A 15,535-nucleotide genomic window follows, 5' to 3' on the forward strand; every position below is an offset into this window, starting at 1 on the left:
GTTCGTGTGGGTTGCTTTTTTTTTTTTTTTGTTTTTTTTTTTGTGGGTGTTGTTGTTTGGGGGGGGGGGGGGGGGGGGGGGGGGGGGGCGGGCGCCCCCCCCCCCCCGGGGTGGTGGACCTCGGTGGGTCGGGGTCAGTCGGCGGTCAGTGCGTCGATGCCCTCGACCAGCCGGGCGAGCAGGTCGAGGAAGGTCGCCCGCTCCTCGACCGAGAGGCCGCCGACCATTGCCTGCATCCGGGCGAAGTGCTCGGGCGCCAGGCCGCGCAGCCGGTCGGCGCCCCGCGCGGTCAGGATCACCACGTTGCCCCGGCCGTCCTCGGTGGACGGTCGGCGGGCCACCAGGCCCTCCCGCTCCAGGCCGTCCACCAGGCCGGTCACCGTCGCCCGCGACACGCCGAGGCTTGCCGCGAGCTGGGAGGGGGACTTCTCGCCGCCGTGGTCCTCCAGGTCGGCCAGTAGTCGGTAGCGGCCGGTGGAGAGGCCGAAGCGGGCGAAGTGCGCCTCCCCGGCCTGGCCGAGCCGGGCGCCCGCCGCCATCAGCCGGGCGGCGACCAGGATCGCCTGCGGGTCGGCCGTCAGGCCGTAGCGGGTGATCTGTCGGCGGGCCTGGTCCAGGGTGGGGGCGCCCCTGCCCGTCTCGGGCTGCTGCGTCATGAAAGTAATATGGCGGCTCATCAGTTCTGTGGTCAAGCGGCGGGAGCGATCCGTTCCTCCGGGGCACGACGCGGTGCCGATCTCGCCGTGGTGCGCGGCGCGGTGCCGATCTCTACGCGGTGCGTGGGGCGATGCGGGGTGGCGTCCAGTCGGCGTGCTTCAGCACCGTTCGGACCATCACTCCGGGCGGGGTGAGCCGGATCGCGGCGTTGCGCAACCCGACCGCCAGCGGGTTCACGAGTTGCTGGCCCATGCGGCCCGCCCGGCGGGCGTCGCGGGCCACCGTCTGGCTGCGCGGACGCCGCGCCGCGTCGTAGCGGGAGAGCGCCGCCTCGACCGTGCGCTCCCCGGCGACGGCGGCCGCGAGTGTCACCGCATCCTCCAACGCCTGGCAGGCGCCCTGCCCGAGATGCGGTGTCATCGCGTGCGCGGCGTCGCCGAGCAGGGCGATCCTGCCCGCGACGTACGAGGGGAGCGGGGTGGCCAGCTCGTGGACGTCGTGGTGCAGCACCGCCGCCGGAGCGGTCGCGGCCAGCAGGGCCGGGATCGGCTCGTGCCAGTCGGCGAAGCGGCGGCGGACCTCGGTCAGCGGGTCCGGGTAGCGCACCCCGGCCGGGGCGTTGAGGACGGCGTGCCACTCGGCCCGTCCGTCCGGGAAGGCGATGTGACCGAACTCCGCGCCGTGGCCCCAGGTGAGCTCGAAGTCGGTGGTCAGCCCCTCGACCGGTCGCCGGGTGATCGCCCGCAGCACCGTCGAGCCGCTGTACGCCGGGCCGGGGTGGGCCGGGAAGAGCCGTTGCCTCGTGCGGCTGTTGATGCCGTCGGCCGCCACCACCAGGTCGGCGTCCAGGGTGGTGCTACCGAATGCCACGCGGACCCGGGGCGGTTGGGAGGTGTCGATGTCCGTCACCTCCGCGCCGATCCGCAGGGACTCGGCGGGCAGGGCCTCGCGCAGGACGCGGTGCAGGCCGGTGCGAGGGATGCCGACGATCGGGGCGCCCAGTTCGCGCTCCAGCGCGGCGCCGTCCATCAGGGACAGCCGGCGGCCGTCCGGCGTGCGAGTGCCGCCGGTGTACTGGCGCCGGGCGGCCGCCTCGACCGCCTCGCCGACGCCGAGTGCGGCGAGGGCGCGCATCCCGTTGGCGGCCAGGGAGATGCCCGCGCCGGCGTCATCCAGGACGGCGACCCGCTCGACCACGGTCACCTCCCACCCCGCCAGCCGGAGCCCGATCGCGGCCGCCAGTCCGCCGATCCCGCCACCGACCACCACCGCGCTGTTGCCGCCCATACCCCCGGCCCCTCCCCGTGTTGCCGCGCTGTTTTCTACAGCTGTAGAAGGAGCGTACTACGGGCCCGCGCACGAGCGGAGGCCCCCGGATGGCGGCGGTGGGGCTGTCGGGCGCAGGTGTGGGGGCCGCCGACAAGGGGTGAGCCGGGCACCGGTGCGGGGCCGCGGGTGGGGTGGTGGCGCTGCCGGCGCCCGGAGGCTGGGGCCGGGTGTCGGGGTGGCCCCCGGGCGCCGACATGGGGCCCCGGGTGGGGTGGTGGTGCCGCCGGGCGCGGGCGTCGGGGGCCGGGGCAGGGGCCGGGCGTCGGCCTGGGGGTGGTGGGTCCGCAGGTGGTGGGCCGTAGCCGGTAGAAAGGGGGGATGCGGCGAGACGAGGAGCGGGGACAGGGCGTGGTGGGCGGGCCGGGGCGGCCGGACCGGCGGACCGTGCTCGCGGACGCGGCGATCGGCGTGCTCGCCGATGCCGGTGTGCGGGGCCTCACCCACCGGGCGGTGGACGCGGCGGCCGGGCTGCCGGTCGGGACCACCTCGGCCTACCTTCGGACCCGGCAGGCGCTGCTGACCGCGCTGGTGCGGCGGTTGGTCGAGTTGGACCAGGGCGAGCTCCAGGCCATGGGGGAGCAGGTGGCGGTCCGTACGGCCGAGGAACTGGTCGAGGGCATCGGCGAGTTGACCCGGCGGCGGCTGACCGGCGAGGGGCGGCGGCGCTCCCTCGCCCGGTACGCCTGCGCGGTGGAGAGCGTTCGCGACCCCGAACTGCGGGAGATCCTCGTCCCGCGCGACAACGCGGGGCGTGCCGCTGTTCGGGCCTTCCTCGCCGGGCAGGGCGTGCCCGAGCCGGACCAGCGCACCACCACGCTGCTGGCCTGCATCGACGGACTGGTCTTCGACCGGCTGGTGGGCGGGGGCGAAGTCCGGACGGACGAGATCCGGGGGCTGGTGGCGGCGGCGCTACGCGGGGACCGTGGCGTGCCGTGCGGACCTGGCGCAGGCGGAACGCCTTAGCCGGCCTCCCCCGTGGGGATTTCGGCGGCGTAGCCGGCGAGCAGGATGCGCAGGGTGCGGTGGAAGCGCTGTTCGGAGTCGAGGCCGGCTCCGGTGCCGAAGGCCTGGGCGAGGTGGGGGTAGGTGTTCGGGTCCAGGGAGGTGAACTGCTCGGGGTCGGGTTCGGTGCCCTCGTGGTGCGGGGTCTGGCCGGCCTCGGCCAGGGTGTGGCCGATGGTGAAGGTGACGACGGCGTTCAGCACGTCCAGCGCGTCGCCGAGCGGGACGTCGTCCTGGCGCAGCACGGTGATGCCGCGTTCGAGCAGGGCGAGTGCGGTCGGGGTGGCGGCCGGGCGGGTCGCCAGCACGGTGAGCATCGCGGGGTGGTCGAGCAGCAGCCGACGCAGCGCGATCGCGAAGTCCCGGACCGGCTCCGTCCACGGCCCGGTGGGTCCGGTGAACAGCTCTCCGGCGGAGAGCTCCAGCAGGCGCTCCGCCATGCCGTCGAGTAGGGCGGCCTTGCTGGGGACGTAGTAGTAGATCGTCATGCCCTCGACGCCGAGCGCCGCGCCGAGCTTGCGGCTGGAGAGCGCGGACAGGCCGTGCTCGTCGACGAAGGCGAGGGCCGCGTCGATGATCTTCTCGCGGGTCAGGCCGGTCCTGGGGCGGGCACGTCCGCTGGCCATCTGCTGCTCCTCCGGTGTCCGGTGGCGGCCTCCCGGGCGGGCCCCGGGTTTGATCTTGACAACTCTTGCGGTGCAAGAAAAGAATAGTCGACGTCAGCTTCTTGCACTGCAAGAAACACACAGGGGAGGACGTCATGCAGCTCGTCGCCGTGATGATTCGCAAGCTCAACGAGGGTGTGGAGTACGAGGAGTTCCGCAAGGCCTGGATCCCTGACGAGGCTTTCCCGGACGACCCGCGCACCCGGGTGATCTCCGCCACCGCGCTGGAGGACTCGCGGGAGATCATCACCATCGCGCTCATCGAGGGCGACCGCGAGCCGGCTGATATCCAGGCCTGGGCCGAACGGCTCGCCCCGAGCGAGGAGCGCCGCTTCGAGCGGATCAAGGACCTGGTCGGCCCGCCGACCCTCAACGCCGTGTACCAGGTGCGGGCCGAGGACAACCTGTCGCAGCCGATCGCCCAGTAGGGATCGGCCCCGGGTCGTGGGCCGCGCCGGAGGCCCGCGACCCGGCTTTCGAGGCGGGCTGCCGAGGCCTTCGGGCGACCGCCGTGCGGTGACGGTCCATCAGGTCAACTGGCCGTCAAATCGGTGTATACACAGAATATTCCGGTTGTGTATGGGATGGTCGACGGAACATTTGCGGTGTCACCAGGTCTTCACAGGGAGATCTCAGACTGACAGGCTGGGGCCGCCCTTTCAGTACGGAGGAGGTTCCTTGTCCCGTATATCCACGCTGGCCGGAGCGGTCACCGCAGCCCTCGCCCTTGTCGCCGGTAGCGCCGCCGCAGCCTCGGCGGCACCGATAGACCAGTCGCCGAATGCCTTTGCGGCCGAGGCGAAGGTCGACCCTGTCGCCTGGACCCCGTGTAACCCGGATCCGAGCAAGCCGGACCCTGGTATCTACGACTGTGCCGTCTACCCGGTGCCGCTGGACTACGACAACCCGTCGGGCGAGAAGATCGGCATCGCCATGATGCGGCGGCGGGCGAGCGACCCGTCGAAGAAGATCGGCTCGCTGTTCCTCAACCCGGGCGGCCCGGGCGGCAGCGGTTACATGTGGGCGACCACCTCCCGGTTCGGGTCGGAGGTGCAGTCCCGGTTCGACCTGATCGGCTTCGACCCGCGCGGCGTGGCCCGGAGCAACCCGCTCAAGTGCTTCAAGACCCAGGAAGAGGCCGACGCGGTCAACAACCGCATGGTCGGTGTCCCGGTCACCAAGGCCGAGATCGACGAGACGCTGGACGCGGACCAGGACTACACCGACGCGTGCAGCAAGAACGCCGGCCCGCTGATCGAGCACATGTCGACCATCAACGTGGTGCGCGACCTCGACCGGATGCGTCGCGCCGTGGGTGACTCCCAGCTCAGCTTCGCCGGTTTCTCCTACGGCACCCTGATCGGGTCGACCTACGCCAACATGTACCCGTCCAAGGTGCGCGCGATCATCATCGACGGCAACGTCGACCCCAACCTGCGCCTGCACAACGGCCTGGAGTACGACCGCCAGCGGGCGGGCGGCTTCGAGCTGGCCCTGGACGAGTTCCTGAAGCGCTGCCAGACCGCCGGCGCCCCGCGCTGCGCCTTCGGCGAGGGCGACACCCGGGCCAAGTTCGACGAGATGCGCGACCACCTGCGGACCAGCCCGGTCACGCTGCCGGGTGGCAAGCAGGTGACGCTGAGCACCTTCACCAGCGAGGTCGCCAGCGCGCTGTACTCGCAGGCCAAGCTGGCCCCGCTGGCCAAGTCGCTGCAGGCGACCTACCAGGCGATGAAGCCGGCGGGCGCGCCCACCCTGCTGGCCCCGAAGGCGAACGTCGCGGACGACGACGCCGACCTGCTCGCGACGCCCCTCACCCGGGCGCTCCGGGAGGCCCCGGCCGACGCCGAGTACACCGCTGACGACTCGTACCTGGCCGTCAACTGCCAGGACAAGCCGTACCCGTCGAACGACCGGGTCTTCGCGAACGTGGCCAAGGCCTGGGAGAAGGAGTCCCCGACCTTCGGCCGCTACCAGGCCTTCGACGCGCCCGCCTGCGCCAGCTGGCCGGCCCCGGCCCGGGACGCCGAGCGCTTCAGCGGCCCGTGGAACAAGAAGACCTCGAACACCGTCATGGTGATCGGCAACCTCTACGACCCGGCCACCCAGTACAAGTTCGCCCAGCGCATGCAGCAGGAGCTGGGCAACGCCGTGCTGGTCAGCGTGGACTCGATCGAGCACTGCGCCGTCGGCCGCAGCAAGGCGCTGAACGCGCTGGTGACCCGCTACCTGGTGGACGGCACCGCGCCGCAGCCGGGCCAGCTGCTGAAGCCGGACGCCGAGATCTTCCCGGCGGTCTGACGGATCGACGCCTGAGCGCCGAAGGCGCGTGAGGACCGCGAACGTGGTGGTCGGCGACCCTGTCGGCCACCACGTTCGCGCTTTCCGCCCGAGGCTGCGGAGCGCACCGCGAATGCGGGAGAAGATCGTCATCGAACCTCCTGGGAACGGTTCTCGCTCGGTTGTCGGGGACCATAGTCGACGCCACTGACAATGCACCTCCGGGGCCGCGATCGGCCGGGACGCCCAAGGGTGGTCGGGAGAGGATCGAAGAGAAGTCGGAAAAGATTCCCGATAAATGACGTACAGTCACACTAATTCGTAAACAGATTCACATCGCCGAATATCTGTGTTAGCGTGCCGCCGCCGAGTCAATCCGGATGGAGAAAGCGGAGGTCAGACCATGCGGCACGAATTCTCCCGACGGGGATTCCTGGGCAGCGCCGGTGCGGCGGCGGCCGGGATCTCCGTCATCTCGACGGGCGCGGCGGCCGCCGCGGGAGCGGACCGTGAGATGCGCAAGGGGCGGTCCGTCCTGCCCGGGGATCCGAGGTACCAGACGCTCAGCCAGGGGTTCAACCAGCGGTGGCACAGCAGTCCCGCCCTGATCCGCCTGGTGGGCAACGAGGCCGACGCGGTGGCGGAGTTGAACCGGGCGCTGGACCACGGACTGCGGCCGACGGTCCGGGCCGGCGGGCACTGCTACGAGGGCTTCGTCGACAACGACGGGGGCGTCATCCTCGACCTCAGCACGATGCGCGGGGTCGCCGCCGACACGGACAAGTTCGGCCGTCCGACGTACAGCGTCGAGGGCGGCGCCACCAACTGGGACGTCTACACGACGCTGTTCCGCGAGTACGCCGTGACCATCCCGGCCGGGTCCTGCTATTCGGTTGGGGCGGGAGGGCACATCTGCGGCGGTGGGTACGGCCTGCTGTCCCGGCGGCACGGGCTGACGGTGGACCACCTGGTCCAGGTCGACGTGGTCACCGTCCGGGGCGGCACCGCCGTGGTGACGAAGGCGCACCGCGGTGACGCGGAGGGCTCGCCCGAGGCGGACCTCTTCTGGGCGCACACCGGGGGCGGCGGAGGGAACTTCGGGGTGGTGCTGCGCTACCACTTCGCGGTGACGGCGCCGAAGCCGCCGCCGCGGGTCTGGCTGAGCAGCGTGGCCTGGCCGTGGGACGACCTGGTCCGGCGGCCGGGCGACTTCGAGACCCTGGTGCGGAACTTCGGCGCCTTCATGGCCGCGCACAGCGGGCCGCAGGAGCAGGTTTACCAAGGCCTGTTCGCGATCCTCAAGCTCACCCACCGCTCCAACGGGAACGTCGTGCTGATCAGCCAGTGGGACGGCGAGGATCCCGCGCCGCTGGACGCCTTCGTGGCGGAGGTGGAGAGCGGGATGACGACCAGGGCGGAGGTCCAGTCCCACAGCGCCGGTGGGCTGTTCCTGCCGTACCCGGAGAAGCGCCGGCAGATGCCCTGGTTCCAGGCCACCATGACGCTCGACCCGTCCGGCGCCAACCAACGCGGCAAATACAAGTCCGCCTACCACCGGGAGCCGTTCAGCCGGGCGCAGATCGCCACCTTCTGGGACTGGCTGGTGCGGCCGGTCGACGGGGTGGACCTGACGCAGACGCTGGTCCAGATCGACTCCTACGGCTGCCGGATCAACACCCGTGGGTCCGCGGAGACGGCCGTGCCGCAGCGTGACTCGATCATGAAGCTCCAGTACCAGACCTACTGGACGGACCCGGCCCAGGACGCCGGCCACCTGGAGTACCTGCGTGGGATCTACCAGGACGTCTACCGGGAGACCGGCGGCGTCCCGGAGATCGACACCGGCACGGACGGCGCCTACGTCAACTACCCGGACGTCGACCTGGGCACGGCGGACCAGGAGCACCCGGCCTACCAGCGGCTCTACTACAAGGGCAACTACGCGCGGCTACAGCGGACCAAGGCGTACTGGGACGGGGCGGAGGTGTTCCATCATGCGCAGTCGGTGACGACGCCGGAGAGCTGACCCCGGGGGGCGAGAAGCCGCGAGGCCCGCCGGGTCACGGCCGGCCTCGCGCCCCGGGTTCGGGGCTCAGAGCCCGGCGTCGCTGGCTCGGGGCCCAGGGCCCGGCGCCCCGAGCCCCGCGCCCGGCGCCCCGCAGAGCTAGGCGACCTGCCCGGCCTCCGCCGCCACTTCGGCCTCGACGATCCGGCCGTCCCGGAGCTCGATCACGCGGTCGGCGAGTTCCATCAGCGTCGGGTCGTGGGTGGCGACCAGGACGGTGACGCCTTCGCTGCGGACGACGGCGCGCAGGAGCTCCATGATCGAGCGGCCGGTCTCGGAGTCCAGCTGGCCGGTCGGTTCGTCGGCGATGATGAGGCCGGGCTCGTTGGCGAGGGCCCGGGCGATGGCGACGCGCTGCTGCTGGCCGCCGGAGAGTTCGCCGGGGCGCTGGTTGGCGTGGTCGGCCAGGCCGACCAGGGCCAGCAGGGCGTGTGCGCGCTGCTCGCGCTCGGCGGGCGGGACCTTGCGCAGTCGCATCGGCACGCCGATGTTCTCGGCGGCGGTGAGCATCGGGATGAGTCCGAAGGACTGGAACACGAAGCCGATCCGCTCCCGGCGCAGTGCGAGCCGGTCGTCCTCGCTCAGGGAGGCCAGGTCGGTGCCGTCCAGGGCGATGCTGCCACTGGTCGGGACGTCCAGGCCGCCGACCAGGTTGAGCAGTGTCGTCTTGCCGGAGCCGGAGCGCCCCTTGAGCGCGGTGAGCTGGCCGCGGTCGATGGAGAAGGAGACGCCGCGCAGGGCGTGGACGGTCCGCTCGCCGGAGCCGAAGCTCCGGCGGAGGTCGGTCACGGCCACCATCGGCGCGGTGGCCGTGGCTGTGGCTGCGGCGGTGTCGGCCTGGTGCTGCGTCATTGCGGCGCCCCCCTGCGAGTACGTCTCGTTCGGTGTCAACGGATCGGCGGTGCCACGGGGTTCACCGGCTTCAGGGCCTCAGAGCAGTCCTCAAGGGCGCACTCCTCGAGGGGGCAGCCCTCAAAGGACGGGCCTCAAGGGCGGGCCTCCGAGGGTGTGCCTCAAAAGCGGACCGTGGAGCCAAAGTTATGAAGTGTCCATGGCGTAACTGGCGGGGCGTCCATGGCATGGATGTCGCCAATGCAAGGAATTTGCTCACTACTTACTTGATTCGCGCAAGTCCCTTCCGTTCCTGGAGCGGATCTGACAGCATCGTCCGCTATCCGGTGATCAAATGCCGGTGGTCGCTGCACTGGTGTGCTCCGCATGTGTCCGTTTGTGGCCGACATGTGCCCGGATCCGGTCGAGGGTGCTACCGGAGATGCACGTCAAGGGGCGGTACTGGGGATGTACCGGGGGAGGAACTTCATGCTCGGCTTCGTCATGCGCCGACTGCGCGGGCGACTGCCGCTGGCCGCCGCCGTCCTGCTCACGGTGCTGATCACCACGGCGGTGCTGACGGCGCTGGTGGCGTTCAACCGGAGCGTCGGCGAGGCCGGATTGCGGCAGGCGCTCCAGGGCCCCGGGCACGCCCGGACCACCGTGGTGGTGACGGTCGAGCACGGCCTCGACAAGCGGGCGAAGGACGACGCCGAGCTCGCCGCCTACCGCGGCCGACTCTTCGGCGACCTGCCCGTCCACACCGACGGCCTGCTCCGCAGCCGCTCCTACGGCCTACCGGGCGTCGGCACCGCCGGCACCCCGACCGGCACCCCGGCCGACACCTCGCCCGGCACCCCGGCCGGGAACCCGGGCACCGCCGGCACCCCGCCCGCGAACCCGGGCACCGCCGCCACCAAGGGCCCCGGAGCCCGCCCCGACCTCACCCTCCTCGCCAGCCTCGACCGCGCCCGGGTGCGGCTGCTCGCCGGCGCCTGGCCCGCCGCCGCCACCGGCCCGGTGCAGTCGGCCGCCCCCCAGGTCGCCGTCCCACAGACCGCCCTGGCCCGCCTGGGTCTGGCCCCCGAGGCGCTGCCCGCCGAGGTCAGGCTGGAGGACCGCCTGGACGGCACCGCGCTGACCGTCCGGGTCACCGGCGTCTACCGGGCCACCGACCCGGCCAGCCCCTACTGGGGCCTGGACCCGGTCGGCGGCCACGAGGTGGAGGTCGGCGGCTTCACCACCTACGGTCCGATGCTGGTCGACGAGAGCGTCTTCACCACCGGCGGCCTGGTGCAGAACGGCCGCAGCTGGCTGCTCGACGCCGACTTCGCGGGCGCCGACCAGGCCACGGCGGAGGCGGCGGCGGGCCGGGTCCAGGACCTCGCTGGGGAGTTCCGGACCCGCGCCGGACTCCAGGCCAGGACCGAACTGCCCGACCTCATGCACGAGTTGTCCTCCGGACTGCTGGTCGCCCGGTCCACCCTGCTGATCGGCGCCCTGCAACTGAGCGTCCTGGCCGCGGCCGCCCTGCTGCTGGTGGTCCATCTGATCGCGGTCCGGCAGGAGAACGAGAACGCGCTGCTCGCCGCCCGTGGTGCCTCCGGTGCCCGGCTCGGCTCCTTCACCGCCGTCGAGTCGCTGCTGCTCGCCCTGCCCGCCGCCGTCCTCGCGCCCGTGCTCACCCCGCTGCTGGTCCGTGCCCTGGCCGGGTTCGGGGCCTCCCACCAGGTGGCTCTGGACACCGGCATCAGCTGGGCGCTCTGGCCGGTCGCCGCCGCCTGCGCCGCGGCCTGCGTCCTGCTCGCCACCGGGCCCGCCCTGCTGCGCGGCGCCGGTGCCGCCCTGAGCCGCCGGGCCGGCGGCCGTCAGGCGCTCGTCAGCGGCCTCGCCCGCAACGGCGGCGACCTCGCCGTCCTGGCCCTGGCCGTGCTCGCCTACCAGCAGCTCACCCAGTACGGCGGCGGGCTGTCCACCGACGCCTCCGGTCAGCTCGGTGTCGACCTGCTGCTGGTCGCCACACCCACCCTGGCCCTGTGCGCGGGCACCCTGGTGGTGCTGCGCCTGCTGCCGCTCGCCGCCCGCCTCGGCGCCCGGGTGGCCGCCCGCGGCCGCGGCCTCGGCCCGGCGCTGGTCGGCTGGTCACTGGCCCGCCGGCCCGGCCGCGCCACCGGCCCGGTGCTGCTGCTGGTGATGTCGGTGGCCACCGGAGTGCTGGCGCTCGGTCAGCACGCCACCTGGACCGCCTCCCAGCGCGACCAGGCCGTCTTCGGCACGGCCGGCGGCCTGCGCATCTCCTCCTCGCACAACTCCCTGATGGGCCAGGGCGGTCGCTACGGCGCGCTGCCCGGCGGCGAGCGGATCATCCCGGTGGTGCGCGAGGAGCAGTCGCTGCCCGGCGGCTCCGGGCAACTGCTCGCGGTGGACGCCGGCGCCTTCGCCCGGCGCGTGCCGATCCGCCCCGACCTGCTCGCCGGCCAGACGAGCGAGGAGTTGTTCCCCCCGCTCGCCCAGCCGGAGCCGGTCGGCCCGCAGGCCGGCCTGCCGCTGCCCGGCCACCCGCTGCGGATCGACGCCGAGGTGACCGTCCACCAGCAGGACAGGGAGATCCGGACGCCCTACGGGACACTCCTGTCCCCGGTCCGCCCGGAGCTCAGGCTGCTGCTGCGGGACCGCTTCGGTTTCATCCACAAGGCCTCGCTCTCCACCCTGCCGACCAACGGCGACGCCCGGGCCACGGCCTCGCTGAGCACCCTGGTGGACGCCCCGATCGGCTCGGCCGCCGCACCGCTGACCCTGGTCGGCCTGAACGTCGGCTTCGGCGACGTCGCCGACGGCGACCTGACGGTCCACCGGCTGTCCGTCTCGGACTCGGCCGACGGCCCGGCGACCGCCGTCCCGGTGCCCGTCGGCCTCTCCTGGACGGTGGCGGCACCCGACGTGAACGCCCTCGGCGAGACGAAGCCAGGCCCCGCGGCCACCGTCGGCACCGAACCGGCCGACGCCCAGCGGCTGTTCAGCTTCCGCTACCGCTTCGCGAACGGCACCGGCGAAGCCCTGCGCGCCACCGTCAGCCCGGCCGGGGCGGCGGTGCCGAAGTCCGTGTCCGGCGTCGCCACCCGCGACTACCTGCACGCCGTCGGCGGCTCGGTCGGCGACACCGTCCAGGTGCCGTTCGCCGGGGTCGTGATCCCCGTCAAGATCACCGGCGCGGTCGACGCCCTGCCGGTGGCCGGCTCCAGCGCCGTCCTGATCGACGTGGCCACCGTCGCCCGCCTGCTCGCCGCCCAGAACCGGGAACTGCCCGGCCGGACCGAGTGGTGGCTGCCCGCCGACGGCCCCGGCGACCACACCCCCGCCGAGGCCGCCGCCGCCCTGCGCGCCGCCCCCGGCGCCCAGGACGTCCGGCTCGACGAGGAGGTCTCCGCCGACCTGCTCGGCGACCCGGTCGGCGCCGCGCCGCAGAGCGCACTCATCGCGATCGCGATCGTCACCGCCGTCCTCGCCGCGATCGGCTTCGCCGCCGCCGTGGCCGGCTCGGCCCGCGAGCGCTCCCGCGACTCCGCGCTGCTGTTCGCCCTCGGCACCCCCCGACGACGGGTGGCCCGCGCCGCCGCCGCCGAACAGGCCGTCCTGGTCGGCCTCGGCAGCGCCGTCGGCCTCGGCCTCGGCGTCCTGCTCGTCCACCTGATCGTCCCGCTCGTCGTGCTGACCCCAGCCGCCCAACGGCCCGTGCCCGAGGCGCAGATCGTGCTGCCGGCCGGCCAGGTGCTGCTGCTCGCGGCCGCGATCGCCGTCGTCCCGTTGCTGTCGGCCTTCCTCACCGGACGCCGCCGTCGAGACGTGGCCGCCCGGCTGCGCCACGTGGAGGAGATGTGACCACCAAGGCCGGCACCACCGTGCCCCGCCCCGAGACCGCCCACCGCCCCGCGCCCTGGGTCCGCACCCGGCTGCGCTCGGCGCCGCTGGCGGCCCTGCTGATGGCCGCGCTGGCCTTCGTCACCGTCTTCCTGGCGGCGGCCTTCCCGCGCGTCGCCGACCGGGGCGCGGACGGCGCGCTGCGCGAGTTCGTCCGCGGTCGCGGCCTCAACGCGACCAGCCTGCACGTCACCCAAGGACGGCTGTTCTCGGCTCCGACCGCCGCGGAGCTCGACGAGGTGCAGCGGAAACTGGTCGGTGAGATCAGCCCGCACCTGCCACTCACCCCCGCCGGCCAGGTCTACGGCACCCGCGTCCCGCGCAGTCAGGGGATGCTGAACAAGGGCTACGTCAGGTTCCACGAGCGTCTTCCGCCGACGCTCAACCTGATGTACCAGCACGGTTTCACCGACCACGCGACCCTGACCGACGGGACCTGGCCGGGCCCCGCGGCCAAGGGCGAGCCGCTGCCGATCGTCCTCAGCGCGAAGGCCGCCGAGACCATCCACATCAAGCTCGGCGACGTCATCGACAGCGGCGAGGAGGTGACCGGGCCGATCCGGGCCAAGGTGGTCGGCTTCTACCGGATCGACGACCCCGACGACCCGTTCTGGTACGGCGTCGTCTGCCCCGCGCGCGCCTGCCTGGAAGGCGCCGGCGGCGAGGTCTTCTGGAAGACCGGCGGGTTCGTGGACGGCGGCAGCCTCTCCGCGCTGCTGGCCTGGGGCAAGGGCGGCGAGAACTTCTGGCGGATGCCTCTCGATCCCGACGCCCTCCGCGCCGACACGATCGGGGACACCCGCGCCACCGTCGGCTCGTACATGACCGGGCCCGGCGCCACCGCGCTCGGCCGCGTCACCGGCCGGCCGGACCTGCGCGTCACCTCCTTCCTGCCCGACGTCTTCGCCCGGGCCACCGCCCGGTACGAGGCCGCCGCGCCGATCGCCGCGATCGGCCCGGCCGGGGTCGCGGGCGTCGCCGCCGTGGTGCTCTGCCTGGCCGCCGCCCTCACCGCCGACCGGCGCACCGCCGAGATCCGGCTGCTCCGGGCCCGCGGCGGCTCGCGCGGCGGCGTACTGCTGCGTCTGCTGGGCGAGGGCGCGATGACCGTGCTGCCCGCCGCCGTGATCGCCACCGCGCTCGCCCTGGCGCTGCTGCCCACCCCCCGGTGGGGCGGCGCCGTGCTCGCCGCCCTGGTCGTGACCCTGCTCGCGGTGCTGGCCTTCCCGGCTCGCGCCTTCGTGCTGCTGTCCCGGCCCCGGGCCGTCGGCGGGTGGCGCCGCGTCGTCGGTGAACTCGCCGTCCTGGCCGTCACCGCGGCGGCCGTGGCCGAGGTCCGGCGCCGCGGCGTCGCGCCCGCCGGCTCCGGCGTGGACCCGCTGCTGGTGACCGCGCCGCTGCTGCTCGCGCTCACCGGCGGGCTCCTGCTGGCCCGGATCCAGCCGGTCGTGGTCGGCTGGCTGGCCGCGCTCGCGGGGCGCGGCCGCGGCCTGGTCGGCTTCCTCGGCCTGGCCCGGGCCGCCCGCGACACCTCCGGCCGCCGCCGGCCCTCCGTGCTGCCGCTGCTCGCCCTGCTGATCGCCGTCACCACGGCCGGTTTCGGGGCCACCGTGCTCGACACCGTGGACAGCGTGCGGCTGCGGGCCGCGCGGATGGCGGTCGGCGGCGACGCCGCGGTCTCCGTCCCGCTCGACTCCACCCTGCCCGAGGCCTTCACCACGGCCGCCGGCGGGCTGCCGGGAGCGCGGGCGGCGACCGGGGTCTGGATCGACACCGAGAACTTCATCATGGGCACCGACAAGGGCTCCACCCAGGCCACCCTCGTCGTCGCCGAGCCGAAGGCGTACGCCGAGATCGCCCGGACCGCCGGGATCGGCGAGTTCGACCCGGCCCTGCTGGCCGGCACCCCCGGCGGCCCCGACACCCCGGTGCCCGCGCTGTTCAGCCGCAACCTCGCCGACCAGCTGTCCGGCGGACCGCACCGGCTGCGCACCCCCAACGGCGGTGAACTGCTCACCACCGTCGCCAAGGTGGTCGACGGCACCCCCGCCCTGCCCGACGGCTTCAAGCCCTTCATGGTCCTGCCGGCCGGCCCGGCCGCCGAGCGGCTCCCGGAACTCAAGCGGGTCAACAACTGGTTCGCCGTCGGTGACGTCGACCCCGGACAGCTCGCCGCCCTGGTGCGGGAGCGGGGGATCACCAGCACGGAGGGCATGGCCAAGCTCGTCCGGGAGGAGGCCCAGGCCAGCAGCCAGGAGCGGCACGGACTGCCCGCCGGATTCTCCGTGCGCACCAGCGGCGAGGTCGCCGCCGACCTCGCCGCCGACCCGCTCCAGCGCTCGGCCGGGCGGTTGTTCTGGTCCGCGGTGCTGGCCGGCGCCGGATTCGCCCTGCTCGCCGTCCTGCTGACGCTGTTCCGGGCCGGGCCCGACCGGGCGGCGCTGCTGGCCCGGCTGCGCACCATGGGCCTGCGGCCCCGACACGGCCTGGCGCTGATCATCGCCGAGACGCTGCCGCAGACCCTCGCGGCGGCCGTCGGCGGCGGACTGACCGCCCTCGCGGCGGTCGGGCTGCTCGGGCCCGCCTTCGACCTGTCCTCGCTGGTCGGCGCCAAGGTCGGCGACGTGCTGACGCCCGTCCTGCTGCCGGTGCTGCTGCCCACCCTCGGGCTGGCGCTGGTGGTCTGCGCCGGGGTCGTACTGGAGACCGCGGTGACCGGCCGCCGCCAGATCGCCACCGAACTGCGGGCGGGGGAGCAGGGATGAGCGCGCGGGCAACGGAGTCGGTC

10 protein-coding genes are annotated in these 15,535 nt (G+C 73.5%); 6 read left to right on the forward strand and 4 right to left on the reverse strand.

The genetic code is table 11. From position 1 onward, the window contains the following. Nucleotides 1-134: 134 nt before the first annotated feature. Nucleotides 135-656, reverse strand: coding sequence for a MarR family winged helix-turn-helix transcriptional regulator (locus ABTY15_RS36570; protein WP_350605516.1), 522 nt, complete (start codon nucleotides 654-656; stop codon nucleotides 135-137). A gap of 112 nt (nucleotides 657-768) precedes the next feature. Then, nucleotides 769-1,944: an FAD-dependent monooxygenase gene (locus ABTY15_RS36575; protein ID WP_350605520.1), complete on the reverse strand. Its 1,176-nt coding sequence runs from the start codon at nucleotides 1,942-1,944 to the stop codon at nucleotides 769-771. Between the two features lie 360 nt (nucleotides 1,945-2,304). Between ABTY15_RS36575 and ABTY15_RS36580 the strand changes: the two genes are divergently transcribed. Next, a complete protein-coding gene (locus ABTY15_RS36580; RefSeq protein WP_350605521.1) occupies nucleotides 2,305-2,949 on the forward strand; it encodes a TetR/AcrR family transcriptional regulator in 645 nt (214 codons plus the stop codon). Here the strand turns inward: ABTY15_RS36580 and ABTY15_RS36585 are convergent. Further along, nucleotides 2,946-3,614, reverse strand: coding sequence for a TetR/AcrR family transcriptional regulator C-terminal domain-containing protein (locus ABTY15_RS36585; protein ID WP_350605523.1), 669 nt, complete (start codon nucleotides 3,612-3,614; stop codon nucleotides 2,946-2,948). The genes ABTY15_RS36580 and ABTY15_RS36585 overlap by 4 nt on opposite strands. A gap of 134 nt (nucleotides 3,615-3,748) precedes the next feature. Here ABTY15_RS36585 and ABTY15_RS36590 point away from each other — a divergent pair, with 134 nt between their 5' ends. From ABTY15_RS36590 to ABTY15_RS36600, 3 genes are all read left to right on the forward strand, one after another. After that, a complete protein-coding gene (locus ABTY15_RS36590; RefSeq protein WP_350605525.1) occupies nucleotides 3,749-4,081 on the forward strand; it encodes a hypothetical protein in 333 nt (110 codons plus the stop codon). A 250-nt stretch (nucleotides 4,082-4,331) separates the two neighbouring features. After that, entirely contained in the window at nucleotides 4,332-5,954 is a 1,623-nt protein-coding gene (locus ABTY15_RS36595) for an alpha/beta hydrolase (RefSeq protein WP_350605528.1), read from the forward strand. A gap of 382 nt (nucleotides 5,955-6,336) precedes the next feature. Next, the gene (locus ABTY15_RS36600; RefSeq protein ID WP_350605530.1) at nucleotides 6,337-7,959 is read left to right on the forward strand and encodes an FAD-binding oxidoreductase; all 1,623 of its coding nucleotides are present in this window, start codon (nucleotides 6,337-6,339) and stop codon (nucleotides 7,957-7,959) included. Between the two features lie 138 nt (nucleotides 7,960-8,097). Here the strand turns inward: ABTY15_RS36600 and ABTY15_RS36605 are convergent, their stop codons facing one another. Beyond that, nucleotides 8,098-8,850: an ABC transporter ATP-binding protein gene (locus ABTY15_RS36605; RefSeq protein ID WP_350605532.1), complete on the reverse strand. Its 753-nt coding sequence runs from the start codon at nucleotides 8,848-8,850 to the stop codon at nucleotides 8,098-8,100. 468 nt (nucleotides 8,851-9,318) lie between these two features. On the opposite strand from ABTY15_RS36605, the gene ABTY15_RS36610 reads away from it, so the two are divergent. Both ABTY15_RS36610 and ABTY15_RS36615 read left to right on the forward strand, forming a co-directional pair. Then, on the forward strand, nucleotides 9,319-12,708 hold the full coding sequence (locus ABTY15_RS36610; protein ID WP_350605535.1) for an FtsX-like permease family protein: 3,390 nt from the start codon (nucleotides 9,319-9,321) through the stop codon (nucleotides 12,706-12,708). Then, entirely contained in the window at nucleotides 12,705-15,512 is a 2,808-nt protein-coding gene (locus tag ABTY15_RS36615; protein WP_350605538.1) for a hypothetical protein, read from the forward strand. The genes ABTY15_RS36610 and ABTY15_RS36615 overlap by 4 nt, the downstream gene beginning before the upstream one ends. The last annotated feature ends 23 nt before the right edge of the window (nucleotides 15,513-15,535 follow it).

Origin of the sequence: Kitasatospora sp. NPDC097643 (assembly GCF_040302625.1) — a bacterium.
Classification (GTDB): Bacteria; Actinomycetota; Actinomycetes; order Streptomycetales; family Streptomycetaceae; genus Kitasatospora.